At 67.1% G+C, this 25,349-nt stretch carries 23 protein-coding genes, 1 tRNA gene, 1 pseudogene and 2 riboswitches; of the genes and pseudogenes, 17 read left to right on the top strand and 8 right to left on the bottom strand.

Features of this window, described 5'->3' with window-relative positions:
- Positions 1-4: 4 nt before the first annotated feature.
- Positions 5-238 (bottom strand): hypothetical protein, encoded by a 234-nt coding sequence (locus AC1DCZ_RS14790; RefSeq protein WP_476975268.1) that lies wholly within the window; start codon positions 236-238, stop codon positions 5-7.
- A 180-nt stretch (positions 239-418) separates the two neighbouring features.
- On the opposite strand from AC1DCZ_RS14790, the gene AC1DCZ_RS14785 reads away from it, so the two are divergent.
- From AC1DCZ_RS14785 to AC1DCZ_RS14775, 3 genes are read left to right on the top strand one after another with little or no spacing between them, the layout of a single operon-like run.
- The gene (locus AC1DCZ_RS14785; protein WP_476894705.1) at positions 419-802 is read left to right on the top strand and encodes a cold-shock protein; all 384 of its coding nucleotides are present in this window, start codon (positions 419-421) and stop codon (positions 800-802) included.
- An 8-nt stretch (positions 803-810) separates the two neighbouring features.
- Complete coding sequence (locus tag AC1DCZ_RS14780) at positions 811-1,335, top strand: DUF3027 domain-containing protein (protein WP_476975267.1); 525 nt, start codon at positions 811-813, stop codon at positions 1,333-1,335.
- A gap of 44 nt (positions 1,336-1,379) precedes the next feature.
- Positions 1,380-2,699, top strand: a complete 1,320-nt coding sequence (locus AC1DCZ_RS14775) for an MFS transporter (protein WP_476975276.1) — start codon at positions 1,380-1,382, stop codon at positions 2,697-2,699.
- 51 nt (positions 2,700-2,750) lie between these two features.
- Here the strand turns inward: AC1DCZ_RS14775 and serC are convergent, their stop codons facing one another.
- A complete protein-coding gene (gene serC / locus AC1DCZ_RS14770; protein ID WP_476975266.1) occupies positions 2,751-3,881 on the bottom strand; it encodes a phosphoserine transaminase in 1,131 nt (376 codons plus the stop codon).
- 286 nt (positions 3,882-4,167) lie between these two features.
- On the opposite strand from serC, the gene AC1DCZ_RS14765 reads away from it, so the two are divergent.
- From AC1DCZ_RS14765 to AC1DCZ_RS14725, 9 genes are all read left to right on the top strand, one after another.
- Complete coding sequence (locus AC1DCZ_RS14765; RefSeq protein WP_476975265.1) at positions 4,168-4,863, top strand: iron-dependent transcriptional repressor DtxR; 696 nt, start codon at positions 4,168-4,170, stop codon at positions 4,861-4,863.
- Between the two features lie 153 nt (positions 4,864-5,016).
- A riboswitch (cyclic di-AMP (ydaO/yuaA leader) is annotated at positions 5,017-5,225 on the top strand.
- Positions 5,226-5,229: 4 nt separating this feature from the next.
- Complete coding sequence (locus AC1DCZ_RS14760; RefSeq protein ID WP_476975264.1) at positions 5,230-6,051, top strand: M23 family metallopeptidase; 822 nt, start codon at positions 5,230-5,232, stop codon at positions 6,049-6,051.
- A 138-nt stretch (positions 6,052-6,189) separates the two neighbouring features.
- A riboswitch (cyclic di-AMP (ydaO/yuaA leader) is annotated at positions 6,190-6,359 on the top strand.
- Positions 6,360-6,667: 308 nt separating this feature from the next.
- On the top strand, positions 6,668-7,417 hold the full coding sequence (locus AC1DCZ_RS14755) for an NlpC/P60 family protein (RefSeq protein WP_476894700.1): 750 nt from the start codon (positions 6,668-6,670) through the stop codon (positions 7,415-7,417).
- 221 nt (positions 7,418-7,638) lie between these two features.
- A complete protein-coding gene (locus AC1DCZ_RS14750; protein WP_476975263.1) occupies positions 7,639-8,139 on the top strand; it encodes an HNH endonuclease in 501 nt (166 codons plus the stop codon).
- Between the two features lie 52 nt (positions 8,140-8,191).
- Positions 8,192-8,911, top strand: a complete 720-nt coding sequence (gene mobA, locus AC1DCZ_RS14745) for a molybdenum cofactor guanylyltransferase (RefSeq protein WP_476975262.1) — start codon at positions 8,192-8,194, stop codon at positions 8,909-8,911.
- On the top strand, positions 8,908-9,195 hold the full coding sequence (locus AC1DCZ_RS14740; RefSeq protein ID WP_476975261.1) for a DUF6457 domain-containing protein: 288 nt from the start codon (positions 8,908-8,910) through the stop codon (positions 9,193-9,195). Before mobA ends, AC1DCZ_RS14740 begins: the two co-directional genes overlap by 4 nt.
- Positions 9,192-10,694, top strand: a complete 1,503-nt coding sequence (locus AC1DCZ_RS14735; protein WP_476975260.1) for a molybdopterin-binding protein — start codon at positions 9,192-9,194, stop codon at positions 10,692-10,694. Before AC1DCZ_RS14740 ends, AC1DCZ_RS14735 begins: the two co-directional genes overlap by 4 nt.
- Before the next feature lie 97 nt (positions 10,695-10,791).
- A complete protein-coding gene (gene fdhD / locus AC1DCZ_RS14730; RefSeq protein WP_476894695.1) occupies positions 10,792-11,664 on the top strand; it encodes a formate dehydrogenase accessory sulfurtransferase FdhD in 873 nt (290 codons plus the stop codon).
- A 94-nt stretch (positions 11,665-11,758) separates the two neighbouring features.
- The gene (locus tag AC1DCZ_RS14725) at positions 11,759-14,794 is read left to right on the top strand and encodes an alpha-mannosidase (RefSeq protein WP_476975259.1); all 3,036 of its coding nucleotides are present in this window, start codon (positions 11,759-11,761) and stop codon (positions 14,792-14,794) included.
- Positions 14,795-15,023: 229 nt separating this feature from the next.
- Here the strand turns inward: AC1DCZ_RS14725 and AC1DCZ_RS14720 are convergent, their stop codons facing one another.
- The 3 genes from AC1DCZ_RS14720 to AC1DCZ_RS14710 are packed head-to-tail and all read right to left on the bottom strand — an operon-like array spanning position 15,024 to position 17,306.
- Positions 15,024-15,767 carry a hypothetical protein gene (locus AC1DCZ_RS14720; protein ID WP_476975258.1) on the bottom strand — a complete coding sequence of 248 codons (744 nt, stop codon included), beginning with the start codon at positions 15,765-15,767 and terminating at the stop codon, positions 15,024-15,026.
- A gap of 43 nt (positions 15,768-15,810) precedes the next feature.
- Entirely contained in the window at positions 15,811-16,542 is a 732-nt protein-coding gene (locus AC1DCZ_RS14715; protein ID WP_476975257.1) for a hypothetical protein, read from the bottom strand.
- The gene (locus AC1DCZ_RS14710) at positions 16,539-17,306 is read right to left on the bottom strand and encodes a hypothetical protein (RefSeq protein ID WP_476975256.1); all 768 of its coding nucleotides are present in this window, start codon (positions 17,304-17,306) and stop codon (positions 16,539-16,541) included. The genes AC1DCZ_RS14715 and AC1DCZ_RS14710 overlap by 4 nt, the downstream gene beginning before the upstream one ends.
- A 220-nt stretch (positions 17,307-17,526) precedes the next feature.
- On the opposite strand from AC1DCZ_RS14710, the gene AC1DCZ_RS14705 reads away from it, so the two are divergent.
- Both AC1DCZ_RS14705 and AC1DCZ_RS14700 read left to right on the top strand, forming a co-directional pair.
- Positions 17,527-19,227, top strand: a complete 1,701-nt coding sequence (locus AC1DCZ_RS14705; RefSeq protein WP_476975255.1) for an ABC-F family ATP-binding cassette domain-containing protein — start codon at positions 17,527-17,529, stop codon at positions 19,225-19,227.
- A complete protein-coding gene (locus tag AC1DCZ_RS14700) occupies positions 19,224-21,137 on the top strand; it encodes an ABC transporter ATP-binding protein (protein WP_476975254.1) in 1,914 nt (637 codons plus the stop codon). Before AC1DCZ_RS14705 ends, AC1DCZ_RS14700 begins: the two co-directional genes overlap by 4 nt.
- Before the next feature lie 107 nt (positions 21,138-21,244).
- Here AC1DCZ_RS14700 and AC1DCZ_RS14695 read toward each other — a convergent pair.
- The 3 genes and pseudogenes from AC1DCZ_RS14695 to AC1DCZ_RS14685 all read right to left on the bottom strand — a co-directional run.
- A pseudogene (locus AC1DCZ_RS14695) lies at positions 21,245-21,626 on the bottom strand (NUDIX hydrolase); the annotation flags it as partial.
- A complete protein-coding gene (locus tag AC1DCZ_RS14690) occupies positions 21,623-22,132 on the bottom strand; it encodes a DUF6314 family protein (protein WP_476975253.1) in 510 nt (169 codons plus the stop codon). The pseudogene AC1DCZ_RS14695 and the gene AC1DCZ_RS14690, both read right to left, overlap by 4 nt.
- Position 22,133: 1 nt before the next feature.
- Positions 22,134-22,206 (bottom strand) — tRNA-Arg (locus AC1DCZ_RS14685).
- Between the two features lie 86 nt (positions 22,207-22,292).
- Here AC1DCZ_RS14685 and AC1DCZ_RS14680 point away from each other — a divergent pair.
- The 3 genes from AC1DCZ_RS14680 to AC1DCZ_RS14670 all read left to right on the top strand — a co-directional run bounded on the left by AC1DCZ_RS14680 (position 22,293) and on the right by AC1DCZ_RS14670 (position 25,307).
- Positions 22,293-23,069 (top strand): DUF998 domain-containing protein, encoded by a 777-nt coding sequence (locus AC1DCZ_RS14680; protein ID WP_476975252.1) that lies wholly within the window; start codon positions 22,293-22,295, stop codon positions 23,067-23,069.
- 281 nt (positions 23,070-23,350) lie between these two features.
- Positions 23,351-23,782, top strand: coding sequence for a DUF7793 family protein (locus AC1DCZ_RS14675; protein ID WP_476975251.1), 432 nt, complete (start codon positions 23,351-23,353; stop codon positions 23,780-23,782).
- On the top strand, positions 23,772-25,307 hold the full coding sequence (locus tag AC1DCZ_RS14670) for a putative bifunctional diguanylate cyclase/phosphodiesterase (RefSeq protein WP_476975250.1): 1,536 nt from the start codon (positions 23,772-23,774) through the stop codon (positions 25,305-25,307). The genes AC1DCZ_RS14675 and AC1DCZ_RS14670 overlap by 11 nt, the downstream gene beginning before the upstream one ends.
- Positions 25,308-25,349 lie beyond the last annotated feature (42 nt).

The raw sequence follows: 25,349 nt of genomic DNA, 5'->3' as shown, positions 1-25,349 counted from the left end.
AACGTTACCTTTCGCGCCGCTCGGGCGGGCGGCGACGGGCTGCGGCTCCGTCCACCACCAGCGCCAGCATGAGCAAGAACGCAACCGGCAGCCCGTAGAGGGCGGCGGAGGTGATCCAGACCGGGGTCGCCATGTGGTTCGAGGCTGCGGCGATGACCGCGCCGACAGCCGCGAGGGAGAGCACGGCAACGGCGGCCGCGAGGATTAGTAGGGGCCGCCGATAGCGCTGTCGAGTCATGAGGGCAACGCTAACAGTCCGGCCTCGCCCGCGCCTCACACCGTCAAAGTGGGTCAGGCAGGATAACCTTGGAGATACAGACCAACACGGTCTCCAGGCAGTCATACCCTGAACCCGCATATCCATGCGGATGCGGTGACCGCCGGCCGTGTACCCAGCAGAACGAAGAAGGTTGATTACGTGCCTACCGGCAAGGTCAAGTGGTATGACAAGGAAAAGGGCTTCGGATTCCTCGCGGGGGAGGACGGCCAGGAAGTGTTCCTGCCCAAGTCGGCCCTGCCCGAAGGCGTCACGGAGCTGAAGGCCGGCACCCGCGTTGAATTCGGTGTCGCCGACGGCCGCAAGGGCGCCCAGGCCCTGGGCCTGCGCGTGCTGGACAAGACGCCCTCCATCGCCAAGGCAAAGCGGCCCAGCGCCAAAGATCTTGCCCCGCTGGTCCAGGACCTCGTGACCGTGCTGGACAACCTGTCCGGAACTCTCTCCGCGGGCAAGTACCCGGAAGGCAACAAGGGCAAGGCGATTGCCGTTGCGCTGCGTAAGGTTGCCGACGAGTTGGACGTATAAGGCTTTTGATGACTCCGGAACCTGATCAGAGGGTGCGCAAGGCACGCGGCGAAGCCGAATCCAAAGACGGCACCCGTCCGCGCACCGGCGTTCCCGTTTGGCGCATCGGTAAGCCCGACGCTTTCCTGGCCGCCGCCGTCGACGTTGCCCGGACCGCGGTGGAGGGTATCGCCCCGGCGTGGCAGATCGGCCAGCACCTGGGTGCCAAGTCAGAGGGCGACCGCGTTGTGACGCACCTGTTCGACTCCAAGCTGCCCGGCTACCTGGGCTGGCAGTGGTATGCCGTGCTGACCCGCAACTCGCGCTCCAAGGTGGTCACGGTCGACGAGCTCGGCCTGCTGCCCTCGGAGGATTCCGTACTGGCGCCGGCCTGGATCCCGTGGGCGGAGCGCGTGCGCCCGGAGGACGCCCAGGGCGACGAGGACACCCCGGACGCTCAGGCCCAGCCGGCGGGGCAGGCCTCGGACGTGGCCGACGACGAGCCCGAAGAATCCGACGACGAGCAGGACGACTCCGCAGTCGAGGCTGACTAGCGGTTGGAAGCGTCCGGGGGAGTGCACGGGGAGGGCCGGACATGATGTCCACGTTCAAGTCGCTGCAGATCCTTAACTACCGGATCTGGTTTATCGGCGCGATCATTTCCAATATCGGGACCTGGATGCAGCGCACCGCCCAGGACTGGGTCGTGTTTGCCCACCTCACCGATCACGACGCCGGTGCCATGGGCATCACGATGGCGCTCCAGCTCGGTCCCCAGCTGTTCCTTGCCCCGGTTGCCGGACTGGTCGCCGACCGGTTCAACCGCAAACAGCTCCTTGTCCTGACCCAGTCCGCGATGGCGCTGCTGAGCGCAGGGCTCGGGGCCCTCGTCGTCTCCGGCGCCGCGCAGCTCTGGCACGTGTATGCGTTCGCGCTGCTGCTCGGCGTCGTCTCCGCGCTGGACGCGCCCGTGCGGCAGACCTTCGTCTCCGAACTGGTCCGGGACGACTATCTTCCCAACGCGGTGGCCCTGAACAGTGCTTCGTTCAATGTGGCCCGGATGATCGGACCGGCCGTGGCCGGCGTGCTCACGGTGGTCGTCGGTCCCGGCTGGGTGTTCCTGATCAACACGCTCACATTTCTCGCCCTGCTCTTGAGCCTGTGGAAGATTCCGGCGGCGTCACTTCGTCAGCTGCCGCGGGCGGGGACGGGCAAGGGCCGGATCCGGGAAGGTCTGCGCTACGTCCGGTTCCGGCCGGACATAGTCGTGGTGCTTGTGGCAATCTTCATCGTCGGAACCCTGGGACTGAACTTCGCCCTGTTCATCGCCGCCATGGTCGGGACCGAGTTCGGCCTGGACGCTGGTGCCTTCGGCCTGATGAACTCGATCATGGCAATCGGCTCGGTCGCCGGGGCGCTGTTGTCGGCAGGGCGCAGCAAGCCCAGGCTGCGGATCATCTTCGGCGCCGCCGGAGCGTTCGGCGTTGCATGCGGGGTTGCGGCCCTGGCGCCGGACTACTTCTGGTTCGGAGTGGCGCTGGTGCCCGTGGGCCTCTTCGCGATCACCATGATGACCAGCGCGAACGGCTACGTCCAGACCACGACGGATCCGGTGATGCGCGGCCGCGTCATGGCCCTGTACATGGCGATCTTCATGGGCGGCACCCCCATCGGCGCGCCGTTCGTGGGCTGGGTGGCCAATGTTGCCGGTCCGCGCTGGTCGATGAGCGTCGCGGCCGGCTCGGGCCTGATCGCGGCACTGATCGGGGTCCTGTGGATTGTCCGGGCGAAGCAGCTGCGGATCCGCTTTGACCGGCGTGCCCGCGGGCTGCGGCACTTCCGCCTCGAATCCGGCTCCGGCGCAAACGCAAGCGGCGCCGCCCGGGAAACAAAGCCGGACGACGCCGTCGAACACTGACTCCTGCGCGGCCGGCGGGCTTCCCCGCCCCGGGCCCGCCGCGAGGTGGCGCTACTTCTTGAGCTCGCCCGCGACGAAGTCGATGCACTCCAGCAGCGCCGAAACATCCTCCGGCTCGATCGCCACGAAGGTTGCGATCCGCAGCTGGTTGCGGCCCAGCTTGCGGTACGGCTCCGTGTCCACGATGCCGTTGGCGCGGAGCACCTTGGCGATGGCGGCTGCATCGACCGATTCGTCGAAATCGATCGTGGCGATAACATTCGAGCGGTCCTCAGCCTGGGCCACGAACGGCGTGGCGTAGTCGGAGGCCTCGGCCCAGCGGTAGATCCGCCCGGCGGAGTCCGCGGTCCGGGCAGCGGCAAAGTCCAGCCCGCCGTTGGCGTTGAGCCACTGCACCTGGGCATCCAGGGTGACCAGCGTGGCCAGTGCCGGCGTGTTGTACGTCTGGTTCAGCCGCGAATTGTCGATGGCCGTCTGGAGGTCCAGGAAATCGGGAATCCAGCGGTCGCTGGCCTTGATCCGGGCTGCCCGTTCCAGGGCCGCCGGGGAAAACAGACCCAGCCACAGGCCGCCGTCGGACGCGAAGTTCTTTTGCGGGGCAAAGTAGTACACGTCCGCTTCAGCCACGTCCACGTCCAGGCCACCCGCCGCCGATGTCGCGTCCACGAGTACGAGGGAACCCCGGTCGGCGCCGGCCACGCGCTTGACCGGAGCGGCAACGCCGGTCGAAGTTTCGTTCTGCGGCCACGCATAAACGTCGACGCCGGACTCTGCCCGGGCGGACGGGCGGGTGCCGGGCTCGGACTTGATGATGGACGACTCCGCGAGGAAGGGCGCCTTGTTGGTGGCGGCAGCGAACTTCGAGCCGAATTCTCCAAAGGACAAGTGCTGTGTCTTGTTCTCGACCAGGCCGAAGCTGGCGATATCCCAGAACGCCGTGGAGCCGCCGACGCCGAGGATGACCTCGTAGCCCTCCGGAGCGCGGAAGAATTCACCGAGCCCCGTCCGGACCGAACCGACAAGGTTCTTGACGGGCGCCTGGCGGTGGGAAGTTCCCAGCAGTGTCGCCGACGCCGCTGCCAAGGCCTCCATCTGTTCCGGACGGACCTTGGACGGGCCGGCGCCGAACCGTCCGTCCTTGGGGAGGAGGTTTGCGGGGATCGTGATGCTGGTGTCGCTCACAGGGGCTCCAATTTTCGGCTGATGCTTAGCGTGGCTTGGGAGATGGTCCGGCAGGGGTGGCTGCAACGAAGGCTCCGTTTCATTCTGCCTGACTGCCCCGGTGGACGCGGAAAGAGGCCGTCACAGTCCGGTCATTGAGACGACCGCGCGTACGCTCGAAGATTATCCGGAGTAATTCAAAATAGGCTAAGCTGTGCTGCGAACGTACGGCGAATCCCGCCAGGGCGCAATCTGCGCGCGGTACGGTGGGAATGATGCAAGGACGGCGCTCGAGGAGCTGAGCTGAATGACGGATCTGATTGATACGACGGAGATGTATCTTCGGACCATTCTGGAACTTGAAGAAGAAAACATCGTCGCCCTCCGCGCCCGCATTGCCGAAAGACTGCGCCACTCCGGCCCCACTGTGTCCCAGACCATTGGCCGGATGGAGCGTGACGGCCTCGTGGTTGTTTCGGGCGACCGCCACCTTGAGCTGACGGAAACCGGCCGGAAACGCGCCGTCGGTGTCATGCGGAAGCACCGCCTGGCCGAACGCCTGCTCGCTGACGTGATCGGCCTCGACTGGGCGTACGTCCATGAGGAGGCCTGCCGCTGGGAACACGTGATGAGTGAACGAGTGGAGCGCCGGATCTTCGAGATGCTCGACCACCCGACCGTTTCGCCGTACGGGAACCCGATTCCCGGGCTCGCGGACCTCGGCGGCGCCCCGTCCAGCGAGTTCGCCGCGGACGTGGTGAACCTGCTGGATGCCATGGCCGGTTACGGCGCTGATTCGAGGATCATTGTCAGCCGCCTGGCGGAGCCGATCCAGGTGGAACCGGAGTTGCTCGTCCAGTTGGACGAGGGCGGAATCCGTCCCGGGGCACGCCTCTCGCTGGAGCGGGTGGGCGAGTACATCTCGGTCCGGGTTCCGGATATCGAAGGCGCTCTCGAACTGCCGCCCGAAGTCGCGGCGCATGTGTTTGTAACGGTCGGCTGACCTGCGCTGACGCCTGGGTTGTGGGACGACCTATGAGTTGTGCACAAGCGTGATTACGGATTTATTACCGGGCGGCTTAATCACCTATAGTTAGTCTCCAGTACCGATACCAAAGCGTTACCTGATCCGAAGCCGAACCCTGCCAGCGGATCAGTCGCAGAATCGCCTTCTGGCAGGGGCGGGGGAACCACTTGCGGCCGCCTTCAGGGCGGCCTTGGGGTGAAGTCCGTCAGCGGCAAGCGCACTCCACAGTGGGATTCCAACGTGCCTCTGTGTCTGGAAGCTTGCCACGGCGGACCGGGTCTTTGATCTCTCTGACCCGAATCCGACAGCTAACTCCGCAGGCCATCCAGAGAGGAACCGTCCTTGACCACCCAGACCGCCAAAGGTCGCCGTCGCGCCGCCGGTCCTGCTCCGGAACCGCGTCCGGCTCTCGCGCCGTTGGCCGACCGCCCGCGTGACGCGCACCGCGTCGAACGCCGGGGCCGCCGCAGTCCGTTCCGCCAGATAACGGACTTTGCCGCTGCCAGCGGCGTCGGGCAGAAGGCCGGAATCGCTTTGGCTGCCACAGGCCTGGTCCTCACGGTCACCGTCCCGGTCACCAGCCCGGTCATGGCCACGGACGTCGGGCCTTCCGGATCCGTTTCCGCCGCAGCGCAGCCGGATGTAACTGCCGCAGCGGGCGCCAAGGTCGACTTCAGCCGCACGGCCGTCACCACCAAGGGTGACCCGGACGGGAAGCTCAAACAGCTGCTGAGCGCGCAGTCCGTCGGCAGCATCACCCGCGCGGCGTCGGCCGGCACCCTCGGTGCGCCGCTGGATGTGATGATCGCTTCCTCGCCCTTCGGCTACCGTGTCAGCCCCATCACGGGCGGTGCCGGTGAGTTCCACCGCGGCCAGGACTATGCCGCGCAGTGCGGAACAGCCGTCCACGCGGCAGCCAGCGGCACGGTGACCTTTTCGGGATGGCACCCCTATGGCGGGGGCAACCGCATCGTGATCGACCACGGCAACGGCCTGGAGACCACGTACAACCACCTGTCCTCTTCCTCGGTCCACGTCGGCCAGAAGGTCTCGCGCGGCGACCTCATCGCCATGAGCGGCACCACCGGCGCGTCGACCGGCTGCCACCTCCACTTCGAGGTGATGGTCAACGGCGATGTGGTTGACCCCCTCGGCTGGCTCTGAGCCAAGATGAAGGGTCACTCTCGCATTCTTGTGACACGCCGTGATCTGAATGTGACATTGAATCCCAACTGCTGTACCGTATGAGGTACGCCAACTTTTCCGAAGTTGGCGCTCTTGAGTGGATTGCCTAGCTCTGCCACCGCTCAAGGTCCGTTCGCATTACATCGTCTGGCAGGGGCGGGGGAACCAATTTTGGTCTTCGCAAGAAGGCCTTGGGGTTAAGTCGCAAAGCTTCCCAGGAAGCGGAGCGGCCGGGTGACTCCCATCCGAATCCGACAGCTCACCTCGCAGGCATTGGGAGAGGCTACTTTCGTGTCTTCACGCCACAATGCTGCGCGTCACCGCGCGTGCGCGGCTCTAGCGAGCCCGCTGGAATCCAAGTCCCGTGCTGCCCTTGCCGGCGCCCGGATTGGATCCGACTCCACAGGCTCCATTGCTGCCGAGTCCGGACTGCAGGCCAAGCACCTGCACGCAGTTCCCGCTTTTGGCGCGTCTTCGCAGTACACCCTTCGCTAACTAACCCATTCGGGGCGATCCGGCGTACCCCCAAGATGCCGGAGCGTCCTCAGTCCGCGCCTAAAACGCGCGGTCCAAGGATCACGAAAGAGAGAACTGAATGACTACTCGTGCAATCGCACGGCACCGCGCCGAGGTCACCAAGACCAACTCGCTGGCTGTCATTGCCAAGGCTGTCGGCGACAACGCCGGCGGCATGGGCCGCCAGGCTGCAGTCATCGCTGCAGCGTCCGGCCTGGTCCTGACCAGCGGTATCGCGGCCAACGCTGCTGAGACCAACGTTCAGCGCGAATCCACCTCCGCTTCCGCCCTCGAAGTCCAGTCAGCTTCCCCGGCAACTATTTCGGCTGCTTCGACCATCGCGATCTCCTACGAGAAGCCGACTGTGTCCACGTCGCCCGCCCCCGTGGTCGAGGCCCCGAAGCCCGTTGTGAAGGTCCAGGATGCCACCGCGGCAAAGACTGCGGGCACCCAGGCCGGCGCCACTGCATCCGTCGGCGCACCGGCAGCCATCGGCAGCGGCTTCGGCGCCACCATCGCCGCCGCCGCCTACGCCCAGATCGGCGTGTCGCAGGACTGCACCGCGCTGGCCACGAACGCTTTGGCCGCAGCCGGCATCCACTACCACGGCTGGCCGGCAGGTTACCTGTCCCTGGGCCGCACCGTGAGCGCCGCCGAGGCTCAGCCGGGCGACCTCGCTTACTACCAGAACGGCGGCGTGGGCATGGCCCACATCGCTGTCTACGTCGGCAACGGCATGGCCGTCCACGGCGGCTGGAACGGCGGCACCACCGCCCTCTACAGCGTCAACATCGGCTCCGGCCCGGTCTTCATCCGCGTCGGCGGCTAGGTCAATAGCTCCATCCTTCGAAGGACCCCTGCCCTTGCGGCGGGGGTCCTTCGCGTTTCCCCGGCATGAACCAGTCCGGTACTACGGACCCGCGGGCGAGAAAAAATTCGGTGATACGGCACTTGGGTGTTTACTCTTGTCTTGTCGATCCATAGCCCGACCATGCAGAGGGCAGCCGGCCCTCGTGCCCCTGGCGGGTGCGGCCGTGAAGAGGTATGCGGATGCGCACTCTCGTTCTGAATGCTGGATATGAACCGCTCGCGGTAGTGACCTTCCGCCGGGCTCTTGTCCTCGTGCTCACCGGAAAGGCCAGCGTGGTGGCCGAGGGCGACGATCCCGTCGTCGGGCCGCAGGACATCCTGGGCCGCCCGTCCGTGATCCTCCTGAACCGCTACATCAGGCCCCGGTACAACACCCTGACCGCGGTCAGCCGCCGGGGGGTGCTGCGCCGGGACAGCCACCGGTGCGCTTACTGCGGCAAAGCGGCCCACACGATCGATCACGTCCAGCCCAAGTCCCGGGGCGGGGCGGATTCCTGGGAGAACCTCGTCGCTGCCTGCCTCCGGTGCAACAACGCCAAAGGTGACCACACCCCGGCCGAAATGGGCTGGAAGCTCGGCTTCGTCCCAGCCCCGCCCAGGGGCACCCTCTGGCAGATCAAAGAGCTCGAGAAGCCGACGCCGGCCTGGGATCCGTTCCTGCTGCCCGAATCCGCCGCCTGACTTCCTCCGCGGTCCGGCCGCGCCCGCTGCCGCGCCGCGCTAGGCTGAAGCCGTGGAGTTCGATGCTGTCATTCTCGCCGGCGGGCGGTCCGCCAGGCTCGGCGGCGTGCCCAAATCCGGGCTGGAGTACGGGGGCGCCACCCTCCTTGAGCTCTCGCTGCGGGCCGCGCACGGTGCCGGGGACGTCGTCGTGGTCGGGCCGGACCCGGGAACCTTGCCCGCCGGCGTCTTGAACTGTCGCGAGGACCCTCCCTTCGCCGGCCCCGCCGCTGCGATAGCCGCCGGGCTCTCCGCGCTGGCCGCGCACAAGACCGTGCGCCCGGGCTCCACAGGTCCCGCGCCCCTGACCCTGGTCCTGGCCTGTGACATGCCGGGCGCGGAAGCTGCCGTCCGTGCACTCCTCGACGTGCTGGAAGGAAGCGGGCCGTTGGGCACGTCCGGTCACGGGGTGGCCGGCGAGACCGGGGCCAGGGGCGTCATGGCGGTCTCCGCCGACGGACGCAGGCAACCCCTCCTGGGGCTGTATAGCACAATTGCGCTACAACGATCCGTCGCGGACGCTGCCGGGCGGGGCGCCCTCGAAAACGCCTCGGTCTTCGGCCTTCTTGCTAGTCTTGAGGTGCGGGAAGTTCGCGTCCCGGCCGGTTCCACGGACGATGTGGACACCTGGGACGACGCCTCCGCGCTCGGGGTATCCGGTCCCATTCCCGGCCATGTCCAGGAGGCCGGTCCGGGGGCCGCAACTGAACACGACTTTGGAGGCAAACGGTGAAGAGCCAGGACGAAACGCTGGAAGACTGGTGTCGTGCGCTGCTGCAGGCCCTGGAGCTGGAGGGCGTCGAGATTGACGTTAACGAGGTCCTGTCCCTGGCCGGCGTCGCCGCCCATTCCATAGTGCGCCCGGCCGCCCCGCTGACCACCTTCATCGCCGGCTTCGCCGCCGGACTGGCATCCGGTTCCGGCCAGGCCACCGATGCAACCTCCATGCAGGCTGCCATGCGCGTGGCCCGCCAGCTCGCCAAGGACTACGCGGACGCCGAAGCTTCCGGGGCATGACACCTGCCCCTCCCCGCGGCAGCGACCCCGCTTCCGCGGACGACTCAGGACCCGGGTATGCCCACGACGCCGGAACGCACCCGGAGAAGGACCCGACGGCGGACGGCGCCGACACAACGCCGCACCGTCACCTCGCCCACACCTGGCAAGAGGCCCGGCAGCTCGCCTTCGACTGCGCCACCCCCATTCCCGCGGCCCCCGTGCCGCTCCGGGGCGCGCTGGGACGGATGCTTTCAGCGGACGTGACAGCCCTGCAGGACATACCGCACTACGCGTCCTCAGCCATGGACGGCTGGGCCGTCAGCGGAAGCGGACCGTGGATCCTGGCTGAACCGAACCAGCGGCTCACCCCGCACCAGGCAAGTCCGATCGTCACCGGCGGACTCATCCCGGCGGGGGCGAAGGCCGTGCTGCGCAGCGAGAGCGGGACCCTCGCCACAGACGAGGACGGGCTTCCTGTCCTCAAGACCAGCGGCACCGCCAAGCCCGGCGAACCGCGAAACGGCGAACACATCCGCAGGGCCGCCGAGGAGGCCGCCGCCGGCGAGGTGCTGATCCGGAGCGGGACCGTACTCAACCCGGCCCACCTGGCCCTGGCCGCACTGGCCGGGCACGACGCCCTCCCGGTGCTTGGCAAGGCCGTCGTCCGCCTCGTGCTGACCGGCTCCGAGGTCGTGTCGTCCGGTCTCCCCGGGCCAGGGAAAGTGCGTGACACTTTCGGCCCCCAGTTGGCCGGCGTGGTACACATGCTCGGCGGGATCTGCGCCGAAGAGGTGAAGATCGGCGACAGCTACGCCGAATGGCTCGCCGCGCTCGAGGACACTGAGCCCACCGGACCGGCGGCCCAGCCAGCTGTTCCAGTCCCGGGGTCCGGCGTCGGCCAGGCGGCTGGGCCCGCCGTCGAAAACCTGCCCGCCGACGTCGTCATCACCACCGGCGGCACCGGCCGCTCAGGAACGGACCACCTCCGGCGCTCCGTCGCCGAGCTCGGCGGACGGCTGCTGATCGATGGCATCGCCATGCGCCCGGGCCACCCCGCCGTGCTGGCCGGGCTGCCCGACGGCCGCTTCATCCTCGGCCTCCCCGGGAACCCTCTGGCGGCCATGATGGCGTTGTCCACGATCGGGGCGCCGCTCCTCGCGGCATTGGGCCACGGGACCCTGCCGCCGGTCGCGGAGGTGCCGTGCGGATCGACGATCGACCCCGATCCCGGACGGACCCGGCTGATGCCTTACCGTCTGCTCTACGGCATGGCATCACCGGCCCAGCACGCCGGTCCCGGAATGATGCGCGGACTGGCCGCGGCTGACGGCGTCCTGGTGGTCCCGCCGCACGGCGTCCAGCTGGGGGCACTCGTTCCCGCCTTCGCGCTCCCGTGGGGAGCACCCATCCCGGACCCCGCACAGGCCGCCGCGAAGGCCGCGGCGCCAACCAAGAGGCCGGCCCGGAAGCCCTCAGCGAACAGCGGGCCCGTGGACTGGAGCGCCCTTCTTGGGTGAAAGCTCCCGGGTGTGCGCCGCGCTGGCTTCCGTGACCGGCAGTTGCAATGATGGAATCAGCCGAAAACCCCCACACCACGTTGCTTAGGAGTCTTACATGGGTCGCGTGACGCAGCGCCGCAAAGTGCACAAATTCGTCCTGGACGGATCCCCGCAAGCCCTCGAATTTCCCGTCCGCTACCGGGAAGATGTGCTGGCCGTTGAGGAACCGCTGGAAATAAGGCTGGGGAGCCTCTCGTTTTCCGTCACGATGCGCACACCGGGCAACGACTTCGACCTCGTGGCCGGGTTCCTGGTCTCCGAGGGAGTCATCTGGAGCCCGGAGCAGCTGGTCTCCCTGCGGTTTTGTGCAGGCGAGGACGAGGACGGGGTCCAGACGTTCAACGTCGTGGAGGCACAGCTCCGGCCCGACGTCGTCCTGCCGGAGACCGGGCGGAACATCTTCACCTCCAGTTCCTGCGGTATCTGCGGAACGGATTCGATCGAAGCGGTGCGCAAGTCCTCCCACTTCAGCCCGGGGGCGGACCCGCTGAGCGTGCCGGTGGAGACGCTGGCGGCCCTGCCGGACGCGCTCCGGGAGGCCCAGGCCGTCTTTGACGTTACCGGCGGCGTGCACGCCGCGGGCCTCTTCCGGATTGCCGACGACGGTTCCGCCGAGCTGTTGTGTCTGCGCGAAGACGTCGGACGCCACAACGCCGTTGACAAGGTCGTGGGGTGGGCGTTGCGCGAGGGCTTGTTGCCGCTCAGCGGAACCGTGCTGCAAGTATCGGGCAGGGCATCATTCGAGCTTGTCCAGAAGGCATCGTTGGCCGGAATCCCCGTCCTGGCAGCCGTCAGCGCACCCTCCAGCCTGGCGGTCGAGCTCGCCGAGGCCAGCGGGATGACCCTCGCCGGATTCAGCCGGGGCACAACACTGAACGTGTATGCCGGCCAGGGGCGGGTCGCGGGTCCCGTGTCCGTGGCCGGATAGCGGGCACCGTTGGCCAAACCGCTCCGCGCGAAGTAAGTTTTGTCCATCGACTGGATGCAGCCCGGCTTCGCCCCCTAGCGCTAAGAGGATCACATTGCACGACGACCGCCGTCTCACGGAAGTCCGGCTGGACCGCTTCGTACGCGAACGCATCATTCCCGCGGTCTACCCGCGCAGCATGGACCTGACGCTGAGCAGCTGGGACGCTCCGGACGAACCGGTCGCCGCAATGGAGGCCCTGCGGCAGGAGTTCACGCCCCAGGAACACGGCGCGGCCTGGGGGCGGCCATGGAGCACCAAGTGGCTGAGGCTGCAGGGCGAAGTGCCGGACTCCTGGGGCACGGCGGCGGACACCTCGGTTGAAATTCTTGTGGACCTGGGCTTCAACGGCGACCTTCCGGGCTTTCAGTGCGAGGGCATCGCCTGGCGCCCCGACGGGACGATCATCAAAGCCATCTCCCCGCGGAACCAGTACATCCCGCTGAAGCTCCTGGGCAGCGGCATGGCCATTGACTTCTATGTCGAGGCCGCGGCGAACCCGGATCTTTCCCAGGGCTGGACCTTCGCCCCCACACCGTATGGCGACAAGGCGACGTCGGGCAGTGATCCCAAGTACCGGCTGGGCCGCATTGTGGTCGCCGAGCGCAACCAGACCGTCTGGGAGCTGCAGCAGGACATTGGGACCCTCAGCGGGCTCATGCACGAACTGCCCATGGAGTTGCCCCGCCGCCACGAGATCCTGCGCGCCCTGGAGCGGATGCTGGATGTCATGGACCCCGATGACGTTGCGGGAACGGCGGCCGCCGGCCGTGGAGTCCTCGCGGAGGCCCTGGCCCGGCCGGCCTACGCCTCGGCCCATGAGCTGGTGGCCACGGGTCATGCCCATATCGACTCCGCCTGGCTGTGGCCGATCCGGGAAACCATGCGCAAATGCGCCCGCACGTTCTCCAACGTGGTGGCCCTGATGGACGAGTACCCCGGATTCGTGTTTTCCTGCTCCTCGGCCCAGCAGCTGGCCTGGATGAAGGAGTTTTATCCGGAGCTGTTCGGGCGCATCCGCGAGAAGGTCAAGACCGGCCAGTTCGTCCCCGTGGGCGGCATGTGGGTGGAGTCGGACTCCAACATGCCAGGCGGTGAAGCCATGGCGCGGCAGTTCCTGGAGGGCAAGAGCTTCTTCCTGGCTGAGTTCGGCGTCGAATGCCAGGAAGCGTGGCTTCCTGACACGTTCGGCTACTCCGCGGCGTTGCCGCAGATCGTCAAGTCCGCCGGCAGCCGGTGGTTCCTGACGCAGAAGATCTCCTGGAACCAGGTCAACCGTATGCCCCACCACACGTTCAACTGGGAAGGAATCGACGGCACCAGGCTCTTCACCCACTTTCCCCCGGTGGACACGTACAACTCGGACCTCAGCGCCAAGGATCTGGCCCATGCGGAACGGAATTACCGCGACCACGGCCGCGGAACCACGTCCCTGGTCCCGTTCGGCTACGGCGACGGCGGCGGTGGCCCCACACGGGAGATGCTCGCCTCGGCCACGCGCGCAGCGGATCTGGAAGGTTCACCCAAGGTGCGGATCGGGACCTCCGGCAGCTTCTTCTCCCGCGCGCAGGCGGAATATGAAGACCTGCCGGTGTGGGTCGGGGAGATGTACCTTGAGCTGCACCGCGGCACCTACACGAGCCAGGCCAAGACCAAGCTGGGAAACCGGCGCAGCGAGCACCTCCTGCGGGAAGCCGAGCTCTGGTGCGCCACGGCGGCGGTGCGCACCGGCTTCGGCTACCCGGCGGCCGAGCTCAAGCGGCTCTGGCGCCTGGTCCTGCTCCAGCAGTTCCACGACATCCTTCCGGGCAGCTCGATTGCCTGGGTGCACCAGGACGCCGAACGCAACTACGCCGCAGTCGAACAGGGCCTCGAAGCGATCATCGCGGATGCGGCCAAGGCACTGCTGGGAGAAGGCGGGACCGAATTTCTCCTCAACGCGGCTCCGCATGAGCGCTTGGGTGTGCCGGCCTTCGCCGCCGCCCCGGCTGACCGCTCAGAACGGGCGGTGTCCGTCACAGAATCCGCGGGCGGCTACATCCTGGACAACGGCATCGTCCGTGCAGTGGTCGACGCCGACGGCCTGCTGGTCTCGCTCATGGACTACGCCAGCGGACGTGAGGCAATTGCGCCCGGGCATTCCGGAAACCTCCTGGAGCTGCACCGGGACACACCCAACGAATGGGATGCCTGGGACATCGACGCGTTCTACCGCAGGAACGTCGCACGGCTGACCGAAGCCCGCTCGGTGACGCTGGAGCGGAACCCGCAAGGGGAAAATTCGAACGCCGTCGTGCTGGTGGAACGGATGGCAGGGTCGTCGACGGTCACCCAGCGGATCTCGCTGGAGGCGGGTGCTGATTCCCTCAGGATCTCGACGGCGGTGGACTGGCAGGAAAGCGAGAAGCTGCTCAAGCTCGGCTTCGCGCTCGACGTCAGGGCAGACCGCTCGGCCTCGGAGACCCAGTTCGGCCATGTCTTCCGGCCTACCCACCTCAACACGTCCTGGGAAGCGGCGAAGTTCGAGATCTGCGCACACCGCTGGATCCACGTCGCCGAGCCCGGCTACGGGGTAGCCGTTTCCAACGCCTCCAGCTACGGCCACGACGTCACCCGTGACGTGCGGGAGGAGGACGGCGGGACCACAACCACTGTGAGGGTCTCGCTCCTGCGGGCGCCGAAGTTTCCGGATCCGCGCGCCGACCGCGGGCGGCACGAGCTGGTGGTGACCATCAGGCCGGGTGCCAGCATCGCCGACGCCGTCGAAGAGGGCTACCGCACTAACCTGGCCCCGAGGGTGCTCAAGGGGTCCCGCGGGGCGGACCCGCTATTCACCGTGTCCAACCGGGCCCTCGTCATCGAGGCCATCAAGCTCGCCGAAGACGGCTCCGGCGACGTGATCGTGCGCCTCTACGAATCGTTGGGGGAACGGTCCACGGGCCTGGTGACGGCCGAATTCGACGTCACGGGCGTCCATTCCGTCGATCTGCTGGAGCGGCCCCTCGAAGCCCCGGGCGTGACGGGCAGCCCTGATTCCGCACAGCTGTCCCTCCGGCCGTTCCAACTGGTGACGCTGAGGTTCGTGCGCTGACCTTACGCAGGGTCTTGCGGGTCTCCCGGCGCGGCCGTAACGTGGTCCGGACGGGAATCTGCCGTTAAACAGGCTGAGTGGGGGCGGTCCTCATGGACCGCCACCACTCATCCCCCCAATGGCGCTTGGACGACGTCGTCTGCCTCGCACGGCTGACTTCCGTTCACGAAGCGATTGTCGCTTTCACACATTCATGATTCTCTCACGGTCTAATGATTATGTGAATGCCCTATGTGTCATTCTGGCGTAATGTTGCATTACCGTTACCAGATTGAGTGGGGCCCAGCCCGGAGAACCAGATGAAGGCGAAGCCGAGGACAAAGCCCAGCACGGCGCCGTAATTCACGGCATGCCGTGCCATCGCCCAGTCGTCCGGTGCGAAACACGCCGGAATGCTCGCGGCGGTGGCGAGGCCGCCGACGAGCATCAGAAGTGCTCCGGCCCGGACCAGCCGAGGCAGTTTGCTCCTGGCAATGGCCAGCAGGGGCGGCATGAGAATGACGGAGACGAAGGCCGGATACGTGCGGCCGGCGGCGGCGTAGTACGGCGCGAGGAGAGCATTAGTGCCGCCGCTGTCCTGGACGCCCAGCAAACCCGCCGAGGACTCACGCGTGTCCATGAGGAAGAACGTCACCGCCACGGCCAAACAGCTGATCCCCAACGCCCAGCGGCCCGCTCTTCCGGCAATGAGCCTGTGGCCCCGGGCGTCACCGAGCCCCTTGGCGATGCGCAGCCCGACCAGCAATATTGTTGCGAAAACGAGGAACCGCAGGATCAGGTGGGCGAGGTTCCAGCCGCCAAGCATGCGGTCGATGGCTTCATAGGGCCCGGAGACAGCGAGAAGGCTGCACAGCGTGGCCAGGAGCAGGATTGCGAATACGGCTCTGTTCCGGCCGCGTATGGCGTCCGGAACGCGGAGGAGGAGCACGACGCAGCATACGGTCAGGGTGCCCCATTCAAGGACCGCCGTCATCCTGGGTACTCCAATCGCCAGCCCGCTCAGCCCGTGGTAACAATCAGCTGAATCCGACCGTCTTTTTCGGCTTTCGCCTCGCCACCGCCCTTGCCAGCCAGATCGCGGCAAGGCCCACAACCAGGCAAAGAATGGCGGTGTAGTTGAAGAGGAACCGCAGGAATCCCAGCGCGGGCGGAATGATCGGCGACGCAAGGCTCAGCGCGATGCCAACGGAACCGACAGCGACCAACCCGGCGCCGACGCGCACGAGGACGGGAAGCCTGCTGCGGACGCTGCGCACCATGGCCGGGAACAGGGCAAGAGTGACGTAGGCGGGGTACAGGCGTCCCGCGGCTCCGTAGTATTCCACCAGGGCGGCATTGCGGCCGTCTTTGGCAGAGACGGCGACCAGACCCGCGGACGAGCCGGCGGTGTCCATCATGAAAAAGACCGCTAGCACGGCCAGCGAGGCTGCCGCCGCGACCGCGATTCCGATCGGGCCCGTGATGAGCCGGAGGGAGTCGTTCGCACTGAAGCCCCGTGCTACCCGGAGCCCAAGGATGAAAATGGCAGCGAAACTAACGAAGCGGAGCAGCAGATTGGCGATGTTCGTGCCGCCCAAGGCCTGGTCGATGGCCAAGTAGGGTCCGTCGATGCTCAGGAGAACTGCGAAAGTGGAGACGGCGAAGAGTCCGAACATGGACCGGTTCTGCCCCCGGAGGGCACCGGGAATACGGGCGAACGCGAGTGCGGCGCAGACCGCCAAAGTCGTCCATTGCAGGATCGCGATCATCCGAGGTTCTCCCAAATCTTTTCTGTTTGTGCTTGTTCGTGCTCCTGGCGGCGGAGTGCCTTGCCCAGGGTTTGTAGCCTCTCGCCGGCCAGGACTGTGAGTTCACCGTCCGAGAGCGCGTCCAGGGCAGACTGCTTTGCCCCTGGCGGCCAGCCTGCTTCGGTTTCGGAAATGAGGCCGGTCGCTACGAGTCCGCCTGTGAAGCCTACGCCTGCCGCGCGGGCGGTGGCGACAGCAAGTTCCGGGGACAGCCTGTTGGCTGTCAGCTGGGCCGAATAGTTCTGTGGCGCGATCCCGGTGGCGGCGGAGACGCGGTGGCGCAGCTCGCCGTCGTCGATCGCGTCCACCCAGTTCCGGACGGAGGTGGCGTGCGGGGCCGGGCTGAGCGCCATCTTGGCTTCCGGTGCGCCGGTGGCGCCGGTGCTCCCGTGGTCGCCGGCGCTGACCTCGCCCGGGCCTGAGCGGGCAATGACCGCACGCAGCAGATCCATGGTGGCAACCTGGCTCACGAGTTCGGCCACGGAAGGTGGACGCGGCTTCCCGGCGAGCTCCGCGTAGTTCTCGAACGAGCCCAGATCCTCCAGCGGGCTCCGGTGCAAAGCCCGGCTGATGCTCACCAGGGTGGATTCGGCCACCTTGCCGCGCACCAGCTGCTGGGCAAGCGTGGTCCGCTTGATACCGGAGATCCGGCAGATGTCGGCGGTGCTCGCTGCCGGCGCGACACTGTGAAGCCAGTGCTGGAATGCCTTGGCGGGTAAGGGCATCTATGGCGTCCTGCGGTGTCGGTGGAAGCAACGGGTCCCGGTGTACGGCTGGGCATCGATTTTACGGCGAGGTCTGATTGAACTATGCTAAATGGTCGAACCCGCTGGTCCGTACACCCCCCAAGTCCGGACCGGCGGGTTCTTCTATGCCCGGGCATTTTTCGGCGGCCGGGGACGACCCCCGTGGTGGCCTTTTGGGCCGTGGTGAGAGGATTGATTAATGACTGCAACCCTTGTTGCCAAGGACCTTTCCGGTGGTCACGATCACCGCACGCTTTTTTCCAAACTCTCCCTGACCGTTGCTCCCGGCGACGTCGTGGGGGTCGTCGGTGCCAACGGCGCCGGCAAATCCACCCTGCTCCGCCTCTTCGCCGGCATCGACGAGCCGCAGGAGGGAACGGTCAGCCTTGCCCCGGCAGACGCCTTCGTGGGCTGGCTGCCCCAGGAACACGAACGGATTGCCGGGGAAACCGTGGGCGCCTACATCGCCCGGCGCACAGGCTGCGCGCAGGCCACCAGCGACATGGAAGCCACGGCCGAGGCCCTGGCCTCCGGCGCCCCCGGCACCGACGACGCCTACGCCCTCGCATTCGACCGCTGGATGGCTTCCGGCGCCGCCGACGTGGAGGAGCGGATTCGACCCGTCCTGGCCGACCTCGGCCTCGACGTGGGGCCGGACGCCGAGATGACCGGCCTGTCCGGCGGCCAGGCGGCGCGGGTGGCCCTGGCGGCCCTGCTGCTCAGCCGGTTTGACATCGTGCTGCTCGACGAGCCCACCAATGACCTGGACCTCAGTGGCCTCGCCAAGCTCGAAGCCTTCGTGCAGGGCCTGCGGGGCGGAGTGGTCCTGGTCTCGCACGACCGTGAGTTCCTGGCGCGCTGCGTGACCACGATCGTGGAGCTGGACCTTCCGCAGAACTCCGTGGCTGTGTACGACGGCGGCTACGAGGCCTTCCTTGAGGAACGCGCTGCTGCCCGGCGCCATGCCCGTGAGCGTTACGAGGAATTCGCCAACACGAAGGCTGACCTCGTCTCCCGCGCACGGACCCAGCGCGAGTGGAGCTCCCAAGGCGTCCGGAACGCGATGAAGAAGAGCCCGGACAATGACAAGGTCCGGCGCGCGGCCAATACGGAATCCTCGGAAAAACAGGGGCAGAAGGTCCGGCAAATGGAGTCCCGGATCGCGCGGCTCGACGAGGTGGAAGAGCCCCGCAAGGAATGGCAGCTGCAGTTCCGCATCGGGGCGGCCCCGCGGTCCAGCGCCGTGGTGGCAACGCTCCGGGAGGCCGTCGCGCACCAGGGCGACTTCACCCTGGGCCCGGTGAACCTGCAGCTGAACGCGGGGGAGCGGATCGGGATCACCGGTCCCAACGGCGCCGGCAAATCCACCCTGCTCCGTCTCCTGCTGGGCGTTCAGCGCCCCGACGCCGGGGACTCGTCCATGGGCGCGTCGGTGGCGGTCGGAGAAATCGACCAGGCCCGCGGCCTCCTGGCTGGGCATCTCGTGCTGGCCGACGCCGTCGAAGCCGTCCTGACGGACCAGACCCCGGCGGAGGTGCGTACCCTGCTGGCCAAGTTCGGCCTCAAAGCCGACCACACCGGCCGCCCGGTAAACTCCCTCTCGCCCGGAGAGCGGACCCGGGCCGCCCTGGCATTGCTGCAGGCCCGCGGCGTCAACCTGCTCGTGCTGGACGAACCCACCAACCACCTCGACCTGGCCGCCATCGAGCAGCTCGAGGAAGCCCTCGACAGTTACGACGGCACGCTGTTGCTGGTCACCCACGACCGCCGGCTCATGGAGAACGTGCGCCTCGACGCGCGCTGGAACGTCGAGGCCGGCGTCGTCACCGAACTTATAGCCGGCGCTGGCGCGGGCACCCCATCACACGGCGATCGCGCCCTGAAAGGCACCAAAAAATGAGCATGGACCGGGTCGCCTGGAGCTCCCTTTACAACATCACGCGCGCCTCAAGCGGCTCCAAGCCGTTCTCCAAGGCGACACTGAAGCGTGTGTTCGGTTTCGCCGAGCCGCACCGGAACAAGCTGATCGCCTTCGTGCTGCTGTCCATCGTGATGGCGGTGCTCGCCGTGGCCACCCCCGTACTCGCCGGCCAGGTCGTGGATGCGATCATCGCCCACGCGGCTGCCGGCACGGTGATCTGGCTCGCGGTGCTGATCGCGATAGTGGCCGTAGCCGAGGCCGGAATCGGCCTCGTGACCCGCTGGCTGTCCTCCACCATCGGCGAAGGCGTGATCGTGGACCTGCGCACCAAGGTGTTCGACCACGTCCAGAAGATGCCGATCGCCTTCTTCACGCGCACCCGGACGGGCGCCCTCGTGAGCAGGCTCAACAACGACGTCATCGGCGCGCAGTCGGCCTTCGCCGGAACCCTGTCCGGCGTCGTCAGCAACGTCGTGGCCCTTGCCCTGACACTCGCGGTGATGCTTGGAAAGTCCTGGCTTGTTACCGTGCTCGCCATGATCCTGCTCCCGATCTTCCTGATTCCGGCCCGCCGGATGGGCTCCAAGCTCGCCGATCTGCGCCGTGAAGCCGCGGACAACAACGCGGCCATGGGCACCCAGATGACCGAGCGCTTCTCCGCCCCCGGCGCCACCCTGGTGAAGCTCTTCGGCCGCCCGGATGAGGAGTCCCGCGAGTTCGCCCTCCGGGCCGGCCGCGTCCGTGACATCGGCGTACGCACCGCCATGCTGCAGTTCACGTTCGTGACGGCCCTGACGCTCGTCTCCGCACTGGCCCTGGCGTTGGTCTACGGACTGGGCGGCTGGCTCGCCCTGGGCGGCCAGCTGGCCGCCGGCGACGTCGTCGTGCTGGCGCTGCTGCTCACCCGCCTTTACGCCCCGCTCACCGCGCTGTCCAACGCCCGCGTGGAAATCATGAGCGCCCTGGTCAGCTTCGAGCGCGTCTTCGAGATCCTGGACCTCAAGCCCCTGATCCAGCAGAAGCCCGACGCCGTAGCCTCACCGGCCGGTCCGCTGTCGGTGGAGTTCGACGACGTCCGCTTCGCCTACCCGTCCGCGGACAAGGTCTCGCTGGCCTCGCTGGAAGACGTGTCCACGCTGGACACCCGGGGCGGCGAGGAAGTGCTGCACGGGATCAGCTTCCGGGTTGAACCGGGCCAGACCGTGGCCCTCGTGGGATCTTCGGGCGCCGGCAAGTCCACGATCGCGCAGCTGCTCTCGCGGTTGTACGACGTCGATTCCGGGGCTGTCCGCTTCGGCGGCGCCGTGCCTGGCACGGGCGTGGACGTCCGCGACCTGACGTTCGACTCGATGCGTCAAACCCTGGGCATGGTGACCCAGGACGGGCACCTCTTCCACGAGAGCATCGCCTCCAACCTGCGCCTGGCACGCCCCGACGCCAGCGAGGAACTCATGTGGGATGTGCTGCGCCAGGCCCGGCTGGAAGACATGATCCGGTCCCTACCGGACGGGCTGGACACCGTGGTGGGGGAGCGGGGCTACCGGCTGTCCGGCGGCGAACGCCAGCGGCTCACCATCGCGCGGCTGCTGATCGCGCAGCCGCGCGTCGTGATCCTCGACGAAGCCACGGCCGCGCTGGACTCCACAAACGAGGCTGCCGTGCAGGAGGCGCTTGGTGCCGCGCTGGACGGCCGCACCGCCGTCGTGATTGCACACCGGCTCTCCACCATCCGCGCCGCCGACGCCATCCTGGTCGTCGAGGACGGCACGATCGTGGAGCGCGGGACCCACAGCGAGCTCCTGGCCGCCGAGGGGCGCTATGCGGAGCTGTACCGGACGCAGTTCGCCGAGGCCACCGCTGTCGTGGAAGAGGCCGTCCCCGACTTCTAGGCGCTGCGCCCGGGACCGGCAGGGCCGGGGCCGCGCGCCTGGGCCCGGCCTGGGACCGGGCCTGGGGCCTGGTCTGACGCAAGGGACGGGGTTTGGTCCGATGCGCGGGACAAGGCGGGCAGTACGTGGTCCGTGAGCAGCGGCGCGAGGTCGTCCGGCGGCAAGGTCCAGCCAGCGGATCTCAGCGATTTCGGCGGAGGCACGGGCGCTCCAGATGCCGGGTGCCGTGAAGACGGTGGCTTCGATCTGCGTCGCGGCTTCGTTGGCGGCGTCGGCCAGCCAGCTGCCCAGGAGCACAAGCCTTTCGGGCGGCACGACGATCCCCACCTCTTCTTCCAGCTCGCGGGATGCGGTTTCCGCAGCGCTTTCGCCGGCCTCGGGCTTGCCGCCGGGATGCATGAACTTCTCCGTGCCTCTCTTGCGCACGGTCAGGAGCCGTCCTGCGCGATCGAACACGCAGACCGCGGAGACGACAATGCGGGGGTTCATTCGCGGGGTCCCGGCATCTGCTGCCGGGGCGGCAGATCGCCGAGCCTGTGCAACACGGACTCCAGCAGCTGGTCCTTGGCCGGGCCCGTGACATCCCAGCGGTACCGGAAATCGTCCGGCCCGATCAGCTCGTAGCCCACCCGGTAAGAGTCGGGATCGCACCAGTGCCGGTCCTTGCTGCTCTGCGCCGTGAAGCCCATGCGGTGGAACGGGCGTCCGTCCGGAAAGAACACGTCCATCACGGCCGGGGTGTCGCCGGGCCGCAGCAGGTACTCACGACTGGCCGGTCCGGTGAACGGCTCCGCCGTGTAGGAGGTCCAGGAAACGGTGCCGTCTTCGCGCAAGCGCAGGCCGCCGCCGTCGTTCCCGGTGAACTGCACGACGCCGGAGAAGCTTCCGCGGGTGCCGGCGGCGCGGTCCAGCAAGGTGCGCTCCACGCTCCAGGAGCCCAACAGGTAGGCGCGGAGATCGAAGTCCGGACCGGTGTCCGGGGCAGGCAGGTTCAAGTGCCCTCGATTGGAATCGAACCAACGACACCGGCTTTAGGAGAGCCGTGCTCTATCCACTGAGCTACGAGGGCGGGCGCCCGGCGCGGCCGGCGGTGGGCCGGCCCTGTCGGACACGGATATAAGCATACAAGGTAGGGGCGCGTACTACGCTCTTGGCATGACCGCAGCAGCTATCGCGCCCACCGAAGACGCCCTCTACGTCCCGGATGTGGCCTCCACCCGGTTCTACATAGGAGCCCTGGCGAAGCTGAGTGTGCTGCAGTATTTCGTGGCGGAGACGGCCGTGATCGGCTCCTGGGCGGCGCCGGAGCCGTACAGCCGCCGGACCGGTTATATCAGCGACCTCGGCGCCTTGGGCTGCGGGGTCTTCTCCGGCCGGGACGTGTGCTCGCCCGCGCACGTACTGATGAACGCGTCCTTCGTTGTCCAGGGCCTCGGCATGGCGATTGGAGCGCTGTTGCTCGGCTCGATCCTGCTGTGTACTGCGGCGCGGTCCGGTGTGCGTCTTGGTTCGGGACGGCGGACTGGACGGCGGACGCCGTGGGTGGCTGCGGTCGCAACCGTTGCCCGGGTTCTCACCTTCGCGGCCGGCTCCGGCACCGTTGTTGTGGGGCTCGTGCCGGAGGACGCAGGGTCCGTCTGGCACGTGGTGGGCGCGGTGACGTACTTCGCGGCCGGATCCTTCGCGCTGCTGTTGCTGGGCGGCCTTTGGCTCCGGCAGACACCGCTGGGCTGGTTCATCCTGATTTGCGGTGCGGTTTCCCTCGCCGCACTGACCACGGGTGGGGTGACTGGGATGCGGGTGCCGGAGCCCGGCACGCTGGAGCGGCTTATGGGCTATCCCATCACTGTCGGCCTCGCCGCGGTGGGCCTGATCGTGGCCCAGCGCGTCCGGCAAGAGCGCATTCGCAAGAAGTCGCGCAAGCTCGCGTAATTTCCGGCCCTGACTGCCCGGCAACCGTCTGACCTTGCATTATCATGAGGGCACTCACCGGAACATTTCGGTGCATCGTGCGCGAGCTGACATAAGCGCATGCCGAAATGCCGACGTCGCAGTCTATGGGGCCCAATGTCTGATCAGCTTGTCCTGCCTGTTTTGCTTGTCTTGCCGCGCCGGGCCTCAGCACGCGGCGCCACTGGGCGCCGGTCAGCGGACCTGCGCCGCCGGATTGTGGTCCGTTGACCGTCGCTGCCCTGACCGGGCCTGAAGAGCGAATGCCTGAAGAGAACCCGGAGGGACCGGCAAGCACCGGTGCTCGCGCGGCCGCCGGTGACGGGCGCGAGGCTGAGCCCATCGGTGTCCGCGTCATCGAGCCAGGCATCATCGAAGTCCTGCTTCCGCCCAACCAGGAGATTGAGGGCCAGGAAGCGCGTGTGGCGGGTGCCGCGGTCCGCCTCCTGGCCAACGGCCGGCGCATGCCTGTGTTGCTCGTAATAACCGGGGTGGTGGGAGTCAGTGTGGAAGCCCGGCACGCATACACCGGATCCATTGCCGCTTCCGCCTTTGCAGTGGTGGGTGAGAGCCCTGTGGACCGGGTCATCGCCCACTATCTCCTGAGGGCCGGTACAGAGACAATCCCTGCAAAGTTCTTCACGTCCGAGGCCGAGGCCGTCGAATGGTTAGGTCAGTACGCGAGTGAAATCTGATCCGCCGGACCCCAGGCTCCACGCCCTCGTGGAGGGAATCGTTCGAATCGCCGGAGGCGACCTGAGCACCAGGATCCCGCACTCGGGGGCCCGCGACGACGTCGCCGCCGTCATTGCCGGTATCAATCTGATGGCGGATGACCTTCAGACCATCTACCAGGAGCTTGAGGAACGGGTCGAGAACCGCACGGCCATGCTGCGCGAGGCGCAGGTCGAACTTGAACGTATGGCGCTGACGGACCCCCTGACCCAGCTGGCCAACAGAACGGCGCTGAATTCGGTGCTGAGCCATGCACTGGCGGAGGCTTCCCGCGGCGAGCTGCCGCCCGCCCTGCTGATTCTGGACCTCGATTCTTTCAAAGGCATCAACGACACCCTGGGGCACAGCGCCGGTGACGACGTCCTTCGGGTGATTGCGCGACGGTTGCAGGAAGCCGTCCGGGAGACGGATACCGTAGCGCGCCTTGGCGGCGACGAATTTGCCGTCATGCTGCCTAAATCCAATCTCGGCCGTGCCCGCCGTGTCGCCAACAGAATCCTGAAGGCACTCAACGAAAGCCTCGACGTCGGCGATCTCCGGATCACCTGCGGCACGAGCATCGGTCTGCGGATCGCGGAACCCGGACAGTCGGTGGATGACCTGGTCATGGAGGCCGATACGGCCATGTATGCGGCCAAGGCGCAGCCGCACGGCAGCATCAAGGTGTTCGAGCCGGCCTTGCTCTACGCTCGGCGGCTGCAGAGTGTCATGATTACGGAAATGCGCGAAGCGATCCGCCAGGACCAGCTGACCCTGCATTACCAGCCGGTGGTCGAGCTGGCCACGGGCCGGATCGAAGGGGTCGAGGCGCTGGTGCGGTGGAACCACCCCGAACGCGGCCTCCTGATGCCGGACCAGTTCATTCCGCTCGCCGAGGAATCCGGCATGATTGTGGATCTGGGCCACTGGGTCCTGCGCACGGCTGTGCGTCAGCTGCGGGACTGGCAGGTGGAGTCGCGGGTGGACAGCCACTTCAACGTCCGCGTCAACATCTCAACAACGGAACTGCAGAACCTCGACCTGATCGAGCATGTCCGCGACATCCTCAGGGAGACCGGAGTGGATGCCTCGAACCTGATTGTGGAGCTGACGGAGTCCATGGCCGTCAACGGCGGGGATGTGGACCAGTATTCGCTGAATGGCCTCCGGCGACTTGGCGTGCAACTCGAGATTGATGACTTTGGCACCGGCTATTCGTCCATCAGCTACCTGCGCAAGCTGCCCGTGAACGTGGTCAAGATCGACCGGAGCCTGATCAGGGGCTTGGGTGCCGACGAGGATCAAGGAAATTTCATCGCCGCCGTTCTGCAACTGATCCACGCCTGCGGTCTCAAAGCCCTGGCCGAAGGGATCGAGACGGCGGAGCAGGCAGAGGCGCTTGTGCGGCTGGGCTGCGCCAGCGGCCAGGGCTACTATTTCGGCCGCCCCGCGCCAGCTGCAGAGGTCTTGGCGTTGATCAACCCCGGGAAAGCCGCCCGGGTGTAGTCGGGCCTGTGCGATTTGGGCCGCTAACCCGATCTTGGAGCT

The sequence above is a fragment of the Arthrobacter sp. 10N418 genome (assembly GCF_056394725.1).
Note: the sequence above shows the minus strand (reverse complement) of the source record. Positions and strands in the feature narration are given on the sequence as shown.